Source organism: Streptomyces sp. CA-294286, from assembly GCF_050947155.1.
Taxonomy (GTDB): Bacteria; Actinomycetota; Actinomycetes; order Streptomycetales; family Streptomycetaceae; genus Streptomyces.
Genome location: NZ_CP192004.1, coordinates 1,057,864 through 1,071,896, shown reverse-complemented (window position 1 = coordinate 1,071,896; position 14,033 = coordinate 1,057,864). Strand labels below are relative to the sequence as shown.

13 protein-coding genes are annotated in these 14,033 nt (G+C 69.8%); 4 read left to right on the top strand and 9 right to left on the bottom strand.

The features are described from left to right. The first annotated feature begins 208 nt into the window (after nucleotides 1-208). Nucleotides 209-1,198 (top strand): Gfo/Idh/MocA family protein, encoded by a 990-nt coding sequence (locus ACQPZG_RS04680; RefSeq protein ID WP_433544476.1) that lies wholly within the window; start codon nucleotides 209-211, stop codon nucleotides 1,196-1,198. A gap of 106 nt (nucleotides 1,199-1,304) precedes the next feature. On the opposite strand, the gene ACQPZG_RS04675 is transcribed toward ACQPZG_RS04680, so the two are convergent. The 4 genes from ACQPZG_RS04675 to ACQPZG_RS04660 all read right to left on the bottom strand — a co-directional run bounded on the left by ACQPZG_RS04675 (nucleotide 1,305) and on the right by ACQPZG_RS04660 (nucleotide 6,161). Then, nucleotides 1,305-2,744: a GH1 family beta-glucosidase gene (locus ACQPZG_RS04675; protein ID WP_433544475.1), complete on the bottom strand. Its 1,440-nt coding sequence runs from the start codon at nucleotides 2,742-2,744 to the stop codon at nucleotides 1,305-1,307. An 83-nt stretch (nucleotides 2,745-2,827) separates the two neighbouring features. Then, nucleotides 2,828-3,751 (bottom strand): carbohydrate ABC transporter permease, encoded by a 924-nt coding sequence (locus ACQPZG_RS04670; RefSeq protein WP_433544474.1) that lies wholly within the window; start codon nucleotides 3,749-3,751, stop codon nucleotides 2,828-2,830. Between the two features lie 12 nt (nucleotides 3,752-3,763). Further along, nucleotides 3,764-4,759 (bottom strand): carbohydrate ABC transporter permease, encoded by a 996-nt coding sequence (locus ACQPZG_RS04665; RefSeq protein ID WP_433544473.1) that lies wholly within the window; start codon nucleotides 4,757-4,759, stop codon nucleotides 3,764-3,766. Nucleotides 4,760-4,850: 91 nt separating this feature from the next. Next, nucleotides 4,851-6,161: an ABC transporter substrate-binding protein gene (locus ACQPZG_RS04660; RefSeq protein WP_433544472.1), complete on the bottom strand. Its 1,311-nt coding sequence runs from the start codon at nucleotides 6,159-6,161 to the stop codon at nucleotides 4,851-4,853. Between the two features lie 295 nt (nucleotides 6,162-6,456). Between ACQPZG_RS04660 and ACQPZG_RS04655 the strand changes: the two genes are divergently transcribed. Then, on the top strand, nucleotides 6,457-7,470 hold the full coding sequence (locus tag ACQPZG_RS04655) for a LacI family DNA-binding transcriptional regulator (RefSeq protein ID WP_433544471.1): 1,014 nt from the start codon (nucleotides 6,457-6,459) through the stop codon (nucleotides 7,468-7,470). A 435-nt stretch (nucleotides 7,471-7,905) separates the two neighbouring features. On the opposite strand, the gene ACQPZG_RS04650 is transcribed toward ACQPZG_RS04655, so the two are convergent. The 4 genes from ACQPZG_RS04650 to ACQPZG_RS04635 form a co-directional block, all read right to left on the bottom strand. Beyond that, the gene (locus tag ACQPZG_RS04650) at nucleotides 7,906-8,229 is read right to left on the bottom strand and encodes a hypothetical protein (RefSeq protein WP_433544470.1); all 324 of its coding nucleotides are present in this window, start codon (nucleotides 8,227-8,229) and stop codon (nucleotides 7,906-7,908) included. Nucleotides 8,230-8,547: 318 nt separating this feature from the next. Next, nucleotides 8,548-9,054, bottom strand: coding sequence for an SRPBCC family protein (locus ACQPZG_RS04645; protein WP_433544469.1), 507 nt, complete (start codon nucleotides 9,052-9,054; stop codon nucleotides 8,548-8,550). Then, the gene (locus tag ACQPZG_RS04640) at nucleotides 9,051-9,428 is read right to left on the bottom strand and encodes an ArsR/SmtB family transcription factor (protein ID WP_433544468.1); all 378 of its coding nucleotides are present in this window, start codon (nucleotides 9,426-9,428) and stop codon (nucleotides 9,051-9,053) included. The genes ACQPZG_RS04645 and ACQPZG_RS04640 overlap by 4 nt, the downstream gene beginning before the upstream one ends. A 793-nt stretch (nucleotides 9,429-10,221) precedes the next feature. Continuing rightward, nucleotides 10,222-10,698 (bottom strand): ATP-binding protein, encoded by a 477-nt coding sequence (locus ACQPZG_RS04635; protein ID WP_433544467.1) that lies wholly within the window; start codon nucleotides 10,696-10,698, stop codon nucleotides 10,222-10,224. A gap of 278 nt (nucleotides 10,699-10,976) precedes the next feature. On the opposite strand from ACQPZG_RS04635, the gene ACQPZG_RS04630 reads away from it, so the two are divergent. Continuing rightward, nucleotides 10,977-11,228, top strand: a complete 252-nt coding sequence (locus tag ACQPZG_RS04630; RefSeq protein ID WP_433544466.1) for a hypothetical protein — start codon at nucleotides 10,977-10,979, stop codon at nucleotides 11,226-11,228. Between the two features lie 124 nt (nucleotides 11,229-11,352). Here the strand turns inward: ACQPZG_RS04630 and ACQPZG_RS04625 are convergent, their stop codons facing one another. Further along, nucleotides 11,353-12,555 carry a serine hydrolase domain-containing protein gene (locus tag ACQPZG_RS04625; RefSeq protein WP_433544465.1) on the bottom strand — a complete coding sequence of 401 codons (1,203 nt, stop codon included), beginning with the start codon at nucleotides 12,553-12,555 and terminating at the stop codon, nucleotides 11,353-11,355. Nucleotides 12,556-13,339: 784 nt separating this feature from the next. Between ACQPZG_RS04625 and ACQPZG_RS04620 the strand changes: the two genes are divergently transcribed. Then, a complete protein-coding gene (locus ACQPZG_RS04620) occupies nucleotides 13,340-14,032 on the top strand; it encodes a DUF899 domain-containing protein (protein WP_433544464.1) in 693 nt (230 codons plus the stop codon). Nucleotide 14,033: the final 1 nt, after the last annotated feature.

Below are 14,033 nucleotides of genomic sequence, written 5' to 3'. Positions count from 1 at the left end.
GGCGGATCATGCAGCCTCCTCCTCGCGGCCGATGTGGCCGGTGCCGACGAGGGCGGCCGTACGACGGCGCAACGTGGGGCAGGGCGTTGGCTGATCCCGGTGCAGTCGACAGATCAGGGGCGCACTGTCGGCGCGGGCCCCTTACGCCGATGGGAACGTACCCATAGGGTGTGCCGCAGCCCTTCGCCGTATCGAACAGGAGCCGTCAGTGAGCGAGCAGATCATCAGTTGGGGAATCCTGGCGACCGGTGGCATGGCCGCCGCTTTCACCGAAGACCTGCTCCGTGAATCGGGGGCTCGGGTGGCTGCCGTCGGTTCGCGGTCGGAGGCCGGCGCGCGACAGTTCGCGCGTCGGTTCGGCGTCGCCCGGGTGCACGGTAGCTGGCACGAACTGGTGGCCGACCCGGAGGTCGACGTCGTCTACGTCGCCACACCCCACGCACATCACCTGGCCGCCGCGACGGCGTGCCTGGAGGCCGGCAAGCCGGTGCTGTGCGAGAAGCCGTTCGCACTGAGCGGCCGACAGGCCCGCCTCCTGACCGAACTCGCCGCCAAGCGGGACCTGTTCCTGATGGAGGCGATGTGGACGTACGTCAATCCGCTGGTGCGCCGGATCGTCGAGCTGACGGCCGACGGCGCCATCGGTGAGATCCGCTCACTGCACGCCCGCTTCGGGGCGCGGGTGACGGTCGCGCCGGAGCACCGGCTCTGGGACCCGGCCGCCGGTGGTGGCGCGCTGCTGGATCTGGGCACCTACCCGGTGTCGTTCGCACAGCTGCTTCTCGGCGCCCCCGAGTCGGTCACCGCGCACGCGCGGCTGACTTCGCAGGGTGTCGACGAACAGACCGGCATCCTGCTCGGACACCCCGGCGGGGCCATGTCCGTGCTGTCGTGTTCCCTGCTCGCCGACGACGAGCACGGGGCGGTGGTGTGCGGCACGGAGGGGCGCATCGAGATACCGGCCGACTTCTTCAACCCGTCCGCCTTCGTGCTCCACCGCGACGGGCACGAGCCGAAGGAGTACACGGCACCGCCACAGCGCGGCAACGGTTACGGTCACCAGGCGCGCGAGGTGATGCGGTGCCTGCGGTCGGGACTGGTCGAGTCGCCGCTGGTGCCGCTGGCCGGCACCCTCGCGGTCATGGACACGCTGGACGCGGTACGGGCGCGGATCGGCGTGCGCTACCCCGGGGAGTGAGCGGCGCGAGGGACGGGTCCGCCCCCACGCCCCGAGTGAGGGGGTGGGGGCGGACCCGTGGTGCGACACCGTGCGGGGAGACGCGGAGGCGCCGCACCCGGCTCGGTCAGGCGGGCAGGACGCCGGTGCGTGCGACCTCGGAGTACCAGCGGGCACTGGCCTTGGGGATGCGGGCTCCGGTCGGGTAGTCGACGTAGACGGCGCCGAAACGCTTGCTGTACCCGTGTGCCCACTCGAAGTTGTCCAGCAGCGACCAGAGGAAGTACCCCCGCACGTCCGCGCCGTCCTCGATCGCCTGGTGGACGGCGGCGAGGTGGCCGTGCAGGTAGGCGATGCGGGCGGGGTCGTTGACGTTGCCCGAGGGGTCGGCGTAGTCGTCGAACGCGGCGCCGTTCTCGGTGATGACCAGCGGCGTGCCGGGGAAGTCGGCGGCCAGTCGGCGCAGCAGGTCGTGCAGACCGCTCGGGTCGATGGCCCAGCCCATGGCGGTGGTTTCGCCGGGGGGCTGGTGGAAGGCGACCTGCCGGGCGCCCGGCCACGGGCTGTGGGTGCTCCTGCCGTGCCCGTCCGAGGTGTGCGCGCCGCTCCCGTCCGCCTGGGAGACGAGGGTGGGGGTGTAGTAGTTGACGCCGAGGAAGTCCAGGGGCTGGTGGATCTGCCGGAGGTCGGCGTCGTGGACGAAGGACCAGTCGGTCAGCGCCGCGGTGTCCTTGAGCAGGTCTTCCGGGTAGGCGCCCCGCAGCATCGGGCCGGTGAAGACCCGGTTGGCCAGGGCGTCGATGCGACGGACCGCGTCGGCGTCGGCGTCGCCGCCGGTGAGCGGGCGCACGTGGTGGATGTTGAGCGTGACCGAGCACTGGCTGTGCGCGGGGGTCCGGTCCCGTATCGCCTGGACGGCCAGGCCGTGGGCCAGGTTGAGGTGGTGGGCGGCGCGCAGGGCGGCGACCGGGTCCGTGCGGCCGGGGGCGTGCACGCCGGAGCCGTAGCCGAGGAAGGCGCTGCACCAGGGCTCGTTGAGGGTGGTCCAGGTGCGCACCCGGTCCCCCAGCGCGTCGGCGGCCAGGGCGGCGTACTCGGCGAACCGTTCGGCGGTGGCGCGCTCGGGCCAGCCGCCGGCGTCCTCCAACTCCTGCGGCAGGTCCCAGTGGTAGAGGGTGGCGACCGGCTGGATGCCCTTGTCCAGCAGTTCGTCGACGAGACGCCGGTAGAAGTCGAGCCCTTTCTGCACGGCGGGACCGCGGCCGGTGGGCTGGATCCGCGGCCAGGCGAGGGAGAAGCGGTAGGCGCCGATACCGAGGTCGGCCATCAGGGCGACGTCCTCGCGCCAGCGGTGGTAGTGGTCGGTGGCCGTGTCACCGGTGTCGCCGTTGCGGACACGGCCGGGGGTACGGGCATAGGTGTCCCAGATGGACGGTGTGCGGCCGTCCTCCGCCGCAGCACCCTCGATCTGGTAGGACGCGGTCGCGGAACCCCACAGGAAGTCCGCGGGGAAGGTGCGGGAGGGCTCCGGGGTGGAAACGGTGTGCTGGTGCGCTGCGGTGGCCACGTATGTCCATTCCTGGTGAGGTGTCGGGTGGAAGTGGGGCGAGGGGACGCTTGGCGCGGGCGCCGATCGGTCGTCGCGGCGGGTCAGCCCTTGACGGCGCCCGCCATGATGCCGCTGACGATCTGACGCCCGAAGACGAGGAACATCGCCAGCAGCGGCAGCGTGCCGAGCAGGGCGCCCGCCATGATCAGGGACTGGTCACGGATGTATCCGGCGCTGAGCTGGGTGAGGGCGACCGGGACGGTCGGATTGGTCATGTCGAGCACGACGAAGGGCCAGAAGAAGTCGTTCCAGGCGTGCACGAACGTGATCATGAACAGGACCGCCATCGGGGGCCGTGCCACGGGCAGCACGATGCTCCAGAAGATGCGCAGGGAGTGCGCCCCGTCCACGCGGGCGGCCTCGACCAGTTCGTCCGGCAGTGCTTCGGCCAGGTACTGCCGCATGAAGAAGACGCCGACCGCGCTCACCAGCGTGGGGAAGATGACGGCGGGCAGCTCCTGCGACCAGCCCAGCTCGGACATCATCATGAACAGGGGGACGACGCCGAGTTGGGGCGGCACCATCATGGTGCCGATCACCAGCATGAGCAGTACGTTGCGGCCCTTGAAGCGCAGCTTGGCGAAGGCGAACCCGGCCAGCGTCGCGAACAGCACTGTGGACAGCGCGATGACACCGGCCACGATCAGGCTGTTGAGCATGGCCTTGCCCATCGCCGCCTCGTTCCAGGCGCGGGCGAGGTTGCTGAGGAGGTTGGGTCCGGGCAGCAGCGGCGGCGGCGTCTGGCTGACCCGGGTGTTGTCGGTCGAGGCCGCCACCATCGTCCAGTACAGGGGGAAGATCGACACGAGGGCCGTGATCCCGAGCAGGATGTAGGCGAGCGGACCCGCGTGGTGCTGACGGCCGGCGCGCGGGCGGAGCATCCGGCGGCCTGCGCGGGGGGCGGGCTTCTTCGGGGCGGTCCGGGGCGGGGTGTCCGTCCGGACCGGGAGGCTGTCTGTGATCATGGGGGCTCCTGGTCAGGACGTACGGGAGCGCAGGCGCTTGATGAGCCGGTGCGCCAGGAAGACGAGAACGAGCAGCAGGAACATCGCCCAGGCGACGGTCGCCGAGCGGCCCATCTGGTAGTTCTTCCAGCCCTCCTCGTACAGCAGCAGACCCAGCGTCTGGTACTGGTTGTCCGCGCCGCCCGTCACCCCGTTGGGGCCCTGTCCGAAGATCAGCGGTTCGCCGAACAGCTGCGTGGCGCCGATGGTGGACAGCACGATCGTGAAGACGATCGTGGAACGGATGCCGGGCACGGTGACGTGGGTGAACTGCTTCCAGCGAGAGGCGCCGTCGATGGCGGCGGCCTCGTAGCGTTCGGCCGGAATGGCCTGCATGGCGGCCAGGTACAGCAGCGCGTTGTACCCCGTCCAGCGCCAGATGACGATGGCGGAGATCGCGGCCTGGGCGGGCCACTTGTCGGCCTCCCAGTTCACCGGGTCCAGGCCGACCAGCCCGAGCACCCAGTTGATCATGCCGAAGTCGCGTTCGAAGAGCATGGTGAACACGAGGGCGGCGGCACCGACCGAGGTGGCGTACGGGACGAGCGAGGCGATGCGGAAGAAGAGCGAGCCCCGCATCTTGTAGTGGAGCAGATGGGCCAGACCGAGCGCCAGCAGCAGCTGCGGCACCGTGGAGAGGACGCCGATGGTGAGGGTGTTGGCCGCGGCGTTCCAGAACCGGGAGTCGTCCCAGAGGGCGAGGTAGTTGTCGAACCCCACCCACTCCATGAGGTCGAGAGTGGCCAGCTCCACCCGGTGCAGGGAGATCCAGGAGGTGTAGAGGAGCGGGTAGAAGCTGAACGCGGCGAAGACGACGAAGAACGGGGCGATGAACGCGTACGGTGCGCCCTTGACGTCCAGCCGGTGCAGCAGCGGGACGCGCCGCGGGCCCGCGTCCTCGCCGCCCGGCGCGCGGGACGGTCCTCGACGTCCCTGGCCGGTCTGGGCCGTGTTGGTGGAGGTGGCCACCGGAGTTCCTTCCTGAAAGCAGGGGTGTGAACCGTTTCTCCGGGCCCGCCGACATCGTGCGGGCGGGCCCGGACGGCCCGGTGGACGACGGTCAGCCGACTGCCTTCTCGATGCGCTCCGCGGTGGTCTGCCATGCCTTGTCCCGCGCGGTGCCCTGCTCGACCAGGACCAGGCCCTGGGAGAAGGTGTCCTTGATCGTGCCGTCCTTGCGGCCGAGGACCTGCTTGGCCGGAATCTCCCGGGCGGCCGCGCCGAAGATCTGGCCGATCGGGGCGTTGTTGAAGTACTCCGAAGTGACGTTCTTGACCTCGGGTGCCTCCAACGCCTTCTGCGAGGACGGCACACTGCCCTGCTTCTTGAAGAGGTGCGCCTGCTGTTCGGGGGCGGTCAGCCAGGCGACGAGCTTCTTGGCCTCCTCCTGCACCGGGCTCTGCTTCACCACGCCGAGGAAGGAACCGCCCCAGTTGGCGCCCTTGGGGGCCTTGGCGACGTCCCACTTGCCCTTGTTGGCGGGGCCGGCCTTCTCGCCGATGTGGCCGAGCATCCAGGCCGGGCAGACCGCGGTGGCGAACGTCCCGTTGGCGAGGCCGGGGTCCCAACCTGGCTGGAACTGGCGGAGCTTGGCGGACAGGTCACCCTCGGCGGCGTCGGCAGCGAGGTTCCATGCCTCCTTGACGGCGGGGTTCTCGTCGAAGACCAGGTCGCCCTTGGCGTTGTAGTACTGCTCGGAGTGGCCGTAGACCATGGCGTTGAACAGGCCGCTGGCCGCGTCCATGTAGGCCACGTCGCCGCCCTTGAAGTCCTTCTTGAAACCGCGGCCGACCTCCACGTACTTCTTCCAGTCGCCCTGCCACAGCTTGGCGACGGCCTCGCGGTCGGTGGGCAGTCCGGCCTTCTCGAAGTAGTCCTTGCGGTAGCAGATGGCCATGGGACCGATGTCGGTGCCGAGACCGAGCACCCTGCCGTCGCTGGTGGTGATCTGGGACTGCTTCCAGGGCAGGAAGTGGTCGGTGCCGCTCACTCCGGCGAAGTCCACGAACTTGTCCGCCTGGGTGTCGACGACCTCCTTGGCGCGGCCGATCTCGATGCCCTGGATGTCCTTCAGGCCCTTGCCCCCGGCCAGCCGCGTCTGCAGGGCGGTGTAGTACGTCTGCTCGTCACCGGCTATCTCGGCCTTGATGTCGACGTTGGGGTTCTCCTTCTCGTACTGCTCCAGGAGGCCCGTCTCCTCGAACCCCATGACTCCGTACATGCCCATGGTGATGGTGACCTTGCCGTCCTTCGTGCCACCGCCCGTCGCGGAGTCGTCACCGCCTCCGCAGCCGACGACGAGTGCGAGCGCACCGGCGGTCGCGGTGGCCGCGGCCAGCCTTCTGCGCGATGTCCTGTGAGCAGTGCTCATGACTTCCTCCTTGCGACGGCGCTGACGCACCGGTGGCGGTTCCGGGGTGGGGCAAAGACGGGCAAACAACCGATGGGAACGTGCCCAAAATGGATTGGGAACGTGCCCATCAGCGGATCGAAGACTCGTAGGGTCGAGCGCTCATGTCAATGGCTTGTAAACAATTCCTTGCCGAAACGGCCAAGTCGTGTTCGTTTCATGACGTCGGACGGGTGCTGCCACCGCCGGGATGGTCTGCCACAATTGCGGCTGGTCACGTCCCCCGCGGCGATGCCGCAGCCGTCCGGAGGAGCACATGGCAGGCAACCGTCAGCCCACGATCAAAACCGTCGCCGCTCGCGCCGGCGTGGGACGGACCACGGTGTCCCGCGTGGTCAACGGCTCGGACCTGGTCAGCGCGGACGCCCGCGCGCGGGTCCTCGCGGCGATCAAGGAGCTGAACTACGTTCCCAACTCCGTCGCCCGGGGCCTGGTCACCAGCCGCACCGACTCGGTGGCGCTGGTGATCCCGGAGTCCGAGAGCCGTCTCGGCTCGGAGCCGTACTTCGCCGCGCTGATCCGCGGAGTGAGCGCCGCACTCACCGACACCAGGACACAACTGCAACTCACACTGGTCCGCGACCAGTCCGAGCGGGACCAGATGATCGCTTCGGTGACCACCCGCCGGGTCGACGGCGTGCTGCTGGTCTCGGTGCACGCGGACGACCCGCTGCCCGGCATGCTGGAGGAGATGGGCCTGCCCACCGTGCTGGCCGGCCGCCGCAACGAGCGGGAGAACCTGAGTTACGTCGACTCCGACAACGCAGGCGGCGCCGCCGCGGCCGTCCGGCACCTGCTGGACCGAGGCCGCCGCCGCATCGCCACCGTCACCGGGCCGCTCGACATGGACGTCAGCCGTGCCCGGCTGGCGGGCTGGCGCGACGCCCACGGCGAGGCGGGAGTGCCCGCCGACGAATCCCTGGTGGCGGGCGGTGACTTCACCGAGGAGGGCGGACGTCGAGCAATGCGTTCGCTTCTTGAACGCGCACCCGAACTGGACGCCGTCTTCGCCGCGTCGGACCTCATGGCCGTAGGCGCCCTGGCCGAACTTCGCCGTCAGGACCGGCAGGTGCCGGGTGACGTCGCCGTCGTCGGATTCGAGGACTCCGTCCTCGCCCGCCACACCCACCCGCCGCTGACCACGGTGCGTCAGCCGGTCGAGGAACTGGGCCGCACGATGGCCCGGATCCTGACCGACATCACCCGGCACGGAGCGGAACGGCAGCAGGTGACGCTGCCGACCAGGCTGATGGTGCGCGAGTCGTCCTGACGCCGGTCCGTGCCGGTCCCGGGCCCCCTTCCTGTGCGTCCGGGTTCCCAGGGGTACACCTGCCGGAGAAGTACGGCAACGGGCGGGGCGTCTGCGACGGCCAGCGGATATGGGCGTCGGCGACGGCCTGACTGCGGATACGGGCCGTCTACGGCACGTCGGAGCGGGTGTTCACCGCTCCGGTGGCCCCGGGCCGACGGGGACGGGAAGGTCTGCTGGGCCGTGACGGCGGGCTCCCTCTCGTCCGCGCGCACCAGCACGCGACCACGGCGCTCGGTCCGCCAAGGGGTGAGGTCGGGCTCGACCAACTCCCCTCGGGCGGCGGACAGACCACCGGGACCATGCCAGCGGCTCGCGGTCCGATTCGAGGCGACCGTTCTCGTCGTAGCGGTCAGCCAATGGCTGTGACCTGCCGGAAGCGTCAGCCCCCCGGTGTCATGCCGGCCGCGACCAGGTCGGGGGTGGAGGGGAGACAGAGCCGATGGCAGCCACGCACCACGGGCCGAGAGGGAGAGCGGCGATCACGTCGAGGAGCCGTCCGCGGACGCGTTGTCCATGCTGATCGATGACCTCGATGCCTCGGACAACACTGTCGTCGTCATCCAGCCCGACGAGGGCGAACCGGCCTGGTTCACCTCCGTCGCGGTCCTCCACGAGGGCGGCTACGAGGTAGTACGTCACGACACCCCCCGGCGGCGAACACGACATCGTCACGGAGACCGGCACCGACCAGGCCGCCCGCGACGTCACGGTCTGCATGGCCGCCCGCACCTTCCCCGGACGGCCCGCTCAGCACGCCAGCAACGTCTGCACCCGGCCCAGCCGGATCTGCGGCGCAGCGGAGCCGGGGCAGCACCCATTCGGTGCGGTACCGACGTTCGACGGTGCTGCCGGCTTCGGCCGACGGGAACATTGTGTAGGCGGTACCGGATCCGCGGATTCAGGAATTCAGGATCCGAGGGGCATCGTCACCAGTCGTCCTCAAGGATCTGCGGGGTCGGCCTCACCTGTGCGAGGCGCTCGGCCGGAGGCGGACCGGCAGGCATCCGGCCCTCGTCGTCGGCGTCCTCGTCGGGCTCAACTGAACATGTCGAGGTAGTGCTGTGCGTGGACCGGGTGGTAGTCGCCGAAGTCGACGGATGCCGGATCACCGCCGGTCTCGGCGGCGACGAGCCGGTCGAGGTAGTAGTCCCAGCCGGGGCCGACTCCGCTCGCCATCAGTGGATCGCCGACGGACTGGGTGAAGGTGAGCGTGGTGGAGCCCTCGCGCTCGACGAGCGTGAGAGTCATGTGCCAGACGAGTTCCTGGCCGGGCACCTGCGACGTGAGAACCAGACGGTGGGGAGCCTGGCACTCCTTGATGGTGAAGAGCTCGGCCTGGTGCTCGTCGCCCTCGTAGAGCATCCGGAAGTCGACCGATCCGGTCGACGGATCGCCGGTCCATTCGCCGATCCATCGGGCCAGACGGTCCGATTCGGTGACCGCCGCCCAGACGTCCTTGATGCCGGCCCGGAAGGTGCGGTCGAAGGCGATGCTGTCCAAGCCGTCGACAGTCGAGCGACGCCCGGTGGGGGTGCTGGTCATGCGGATTCCTCCTGAGGTCTTCCGGTGTCGGGAGCGGCGTCGGTGCCGGCCCGGTGATCGTGGACAGTTCTGCGGATCTCCAGGTCGAGGGCGTCGAAGGCGCTCTCGGGGATCGGAGGACGGCGCCCGGAGAGTTCGTCGAGCAGGGCGCGGACCGGGGCGAGGCCCGGCCGGGCGAGCGCGTAGTGCCGCTCGCGGCCATGGTCCTCGACGGTGGCCAGACCGGCCTCGGTGAGCAGTCGCAGATGCTTGCTCACCGCGGGTCGGCTGATCGGATGCCGTGCCGCGAGATCGACGACTCTGGCCGGACCGGAAGCGAGTGCGCGCAGCAGATCGCGGCGTACGGGGTCAGCCAAGGCGATGAACGGGTCCACCTCTTATTGGTAACCCATGGGTTACCCATTGGCAAGTCCTCGGCCCTACGGCTTCAGGGGCCCCGGACGAGCAAGCGGCCCCCATGGCCGACCAGGCACCGTCGGCACTGGCGGGGGCGATCCGGGCCGATCTCACAAGCGTCAGGGAACGCTCACCTTCGAGGGCTGGTCGGCTCTGCTGGACTGTCCCACCCCGACCGCCCCTCCCTCGGCCGAGGACGGGTACCGGCCCAGCCAACCGCAGTGCACGCCACCCTCAGCCGGGATCCGGAAGGTGACGGTGCATGCGCGCCCGGCCCCGGTTCCGCGATCCTCTTCTGCCCGTCGCCGGATTCTGCGCAGAGCGCGGGTGCCACGACGACGACACCGGCCTCGCCCGCCTTCTCGAAGCATCCCGAGCCGACTACGGATCCATCTGCCCCACACGGGGCGCCTCTTCCTGCTTGAGATCGAACGCCGGGGCAACCACTCGCTGCGGAGCCGAACGCCCGCCTCGCGACTGCCCAAGGACGACAGCGCGCACCGCAAGGGACGGAGACACCGGGAACCGCCGCGGGCCCCGGCTCAGTCTCCAGAGGACGGTTCTCGTCGATCTCCGCCGCACCGAGGAAGGGAGCAAGGGACGCTCTCACCTACTCGCTGAAGGCGTCCCTTGTCCCAGCACGGCCCGCCGACTGACATCGCGGCGGGCCAACACCGCACGCCGCTTCCCGGTTCCCTTCCTCGTACTCCTCGTACTCCTCGTACAGGACGGACGTCCAGCTGGTGCACCGTGAGGTCCCGCCGCCCCCCGTCACATGGTCCGGCGGTCGGCGACGTCGCCGCAGGGCTCGTCGGCGAGTACGAGGGACACGCTGACCCCCTTACCGACGGGCTCCCGCAGAACGGTGAAGGTCCGGCAGAGGGCCATCACGATCTCCAAGCCGTGCCGGCCGACCCGCGCCGGGTCCGCGGGCAGCGCCACCGGCAGCGCGGTGCTGCTGTCCCATACGGAGACCAGGACGGCTCCGTCCTCGATCTCCAGGCTCAGCACGCACGGTCCAGGCGCGTACTTGCGGGCGTTGGTCACCAACTCGCTCACCGCGAGCTGCACCATGCCCATCGCGCGCGCCGACACGGGCACCCCGTGCACTGCCTGCACGGACGTGAGGAACTCCCGCACAAGAGCACGGGCCTCAGCGATCTCCTCACTGCCCTCGAACGCGGCGGAGACAGCAAGGGGACGGGTTGCCGGCAGCTCGTGCTCCGCACCCTGCACGGACAGGTCCATACATCCGCCTTCTTTCCAAAGCGTTGCGTGCCCCCTCCCGCTTACCCACGAACCCGTCGCGCACGCCGCTGCCAGCCCCACAGCCGCACACTCGCGCCCAGGCCCTCCCCCGCCGTGCCCGACAACGCAACGACGTGCTGTTCACCACGCTCGTCCACGGCACTGTCTCGCTCGCCCGAGGTGGCCGGGCGAGCGAGACAGTGGCTTGATCCAGACGAGACCACCTGCGCGCCGGGGATCCCCGTGATCGAGAAGACCCTGACCACCGCGGTCGTGGAATGCGTCGGCAACGCCCACCACGCACCCCCGGCACGCGGCCCTCCACCGGTACCGGCCCGAGGGACGGTGCGCTCTCCGGGCACCGCCGCACGCACGGGGTCTTCGCCCTGGGCTCGAACGACCCGCCGAAGGAGGAGTTGCAGTCCGTGCTCGCGGAGGTCTTCGCGGAGGCCGAGACCCACGTCGTCGGTGTCGCGAAAGCCGCTCCAGGGAGGCACGGCCATCAACACCGTCTCTCCACTGCCCTGTAGACAGACCCCTCTCTCGGGCAGCACCCCGGCCGTCCCCGCACCTCGCTCGGCGCGGTCGACATCGGTCATACGGGATCGCACGTTCGAGTGAGCGGACGCCTGTTTCCCGGTTGCGGCCGCACGGTCAGCCGGGCCCCAGGACGGCCTGCATCTCCCGTTCGATGATCTGCGGGAACGGTGCGCCGTCCTGGTTGCCCAGGATGACGCCGACCCAGCCGGTGTCCGGGTAGATGTTCCAGCTCGCGAAGCTGCCGGGGTTGACGCCGGCGCGTCCCTTCAGCCATTGGCCGTTGACGATACCGACAGGCATTTGGTACGCCCCGAACGATGCGTCGGCGGGGCCCGCCGTCCCGCGTGCCAGACCACCGCCCTGCGGGGCGTGCGGGATCTTGGGCCCGGTGAGCAGTTCGGCGTAGTGCTTGTCGAGCAACGTTCCCTCGGTCAGCGCGTCGGCGAAGCGGATCAGGTCCGGCGCGGTCGCGAACCCGCCGTCGCCCGGGGCGTCGATGAAGTTGCGGGCGGGGTTCTTGCCCAGCTGGTACGGGTCCGGGCTGCCCTTGTCCAGGTTGCGGACGGCGTCCACCAGGCTGCCGTCGGGCTGGCGCATGTACGAGTGCGCGATGTTTCTGTCGGTGAGCCACTGCGGCCTGGTCGTGAAGGCTGTGCCTGTCATGCCGCAGCGCCGAAAGACGTTCTGCTCGACGTAGTCCCAGTACGTCGTACCGGTCACCGCCTCCACGATCATCGCGGGAATGGCGACCTCGGCTCCGGCGTGCTCGGTCGGCGTGCCGGGAGCGGCAACCGGTTTCGCCTGCCGTGCCCATCGCTCGCAGTGGTCGCGTACCTCCTGGCGGGAATGGAAGACGCGTTCCAGGTCCTCGGGCGGGTTGTCCAGACCGGAGGTGCCGGAGAGCAGGTGGTGGATGGTCACCTTGTCGGCGACTTCCGGGGCGAAGCCCTTGAGGTGGGTCCCCACCGTGTCCCAGAGGTGGAGCCTGCCCTGCTGCGCCAACTGCAGGATCGCCACCGGGCCGAAAGGCTTGCCCGCGGAGGAGAGGTTGAACGCGATGCCCTGGTGGTTGCGAACGCCCCGTTCCTTGTCCGCCATGCCGTAACTTCGCGAAAGTACCGTCCTGCCTCGGTGCGACAGCCTGACCACGCCCGAGAATCTGCCCTCAGCGGCCAGCTTCGCCACGTACCGGTCGTAGGAACCGCCGGGCCGGGTGTCCGGCGGGACGGCGTCCGGACCGGCCGCGGCCGAGACGGCTTGGGCGGGCCCGCCGGCCCTCAACTGCGCGCCGCCCGCCGCCAGGCCGGCGGCCGCCATCCCGCTCCACCCGAGCAATTGCCGCCTGCCGACTCCACGCAAGGAACCCCAACCCATGGCCCTCCCCTTTCTCGTGCCCCGTCCGGTCGACGAACCGGCCGTGCGTGCGCGGCCGGTTCGTGTCTCCACTGAAGACGGTGCGGTGTGGCGCGCGTGTATGCGTTTTCCGATACGGCCGCGATATGTCCGGGGTGCCGTCCCCACCCGAAGGGTGCCTGCGGCACTTGAGCGAAGGCGGGGGGCTTCTCGTGACGTCGGACTGCGAAGCACGCCACCATCACCCGACCACCCGACCACCCGACCACCCGATCACCCGATCACCCGATCACCCGATCACCCGACCGTCTGAGGCGCTCATTCATTCGTTTCAGACGGACTCCGTCGCCCCGGGACCGCTCGGATCCGGCGGGGTGAGGGAGCTGCATTGCGCGTGTCGTCGGTGATCTGGCGTGCGGTGTCGGACAGGCGCTGTCCGCGGGAGCGTGCGTGGAGGCGCAAGACGTCGAACGGCCGGTCGGGGGAGGTTGAGGCGTTCGCCAAGGATGCCTTGGCCTGCCGCCTGCTGCCTGCCGCCTGTGGCCTGTGGCCTGCCGCCTGTGGGCTGTGGGCTGTGGGCTGCTGCCTGTGGGCTGTGGGCTGTGGGCTGTCCGAGGAGACACGGCAGTTGAGCGCTGCCTAAAGCCGGCGGGCCTTGGGCTGGGCGGCTCGGGCCGATGAGTTCCGGCGCCCGGTGAGGTCTACCCCTGCACGAGCGAAAGCTGCACACGAGTTCTGTGAGGGGACCATGACCGCCCACGCACTACCCCCCGTCGTCGACGCCGCCGCATGGGAGCGCCAACTCAAGGCGCTGCGGGCGCGGGAGAAGGCCGCGACGCGGGAGCTCGACGCCATCGCCGCCGAGCGTCGTCGCCTGCCGATGGTCGAGATGCCCGACTACACCCTGGAGGGCGAGGACGGCCCGGTTCGGCTGGCGGACGTCTTCGAAGGTAAAAGGCAACTGATCGTCTACAACCACATGTGGTTCTCCGGCAAGGAATGGCAGTGTCCGGGCTGCACGGGTTTCACCTCGCAGTACGCCCGCCTGGAGTTCCTGGACAACTACGATGCGCGATTCGTCATCGTCACCCAGGGACCGATCGAAGAGGCACTCGCCTACCGGCACCGGGTCGGCAACCGGATGACGTGGTACTCGACTGCCCACAGCTCCTTCGGGGCGGACGTCGGTGCACCGCCCGACGCGGGATTCGCGGTCAACGTGTTCCTGCGCGACGGCGACACCGTCTACCGCACCTGGCACACCAACGGCCGGGGCACCGAACAGCTCAGCCACACCTTCCCGTTGATCGACGTCCTGCCCTACGGACGGCAGGAGGAGTGGCAGGACTCCCCCGAGGGCTGGCCCCAGTCGCCCACCTACAGTCGCTGGGCCACGTCCAAGGACATCGCTGCCTCCTACGGCCCGGGCCTGGACGGCTGAA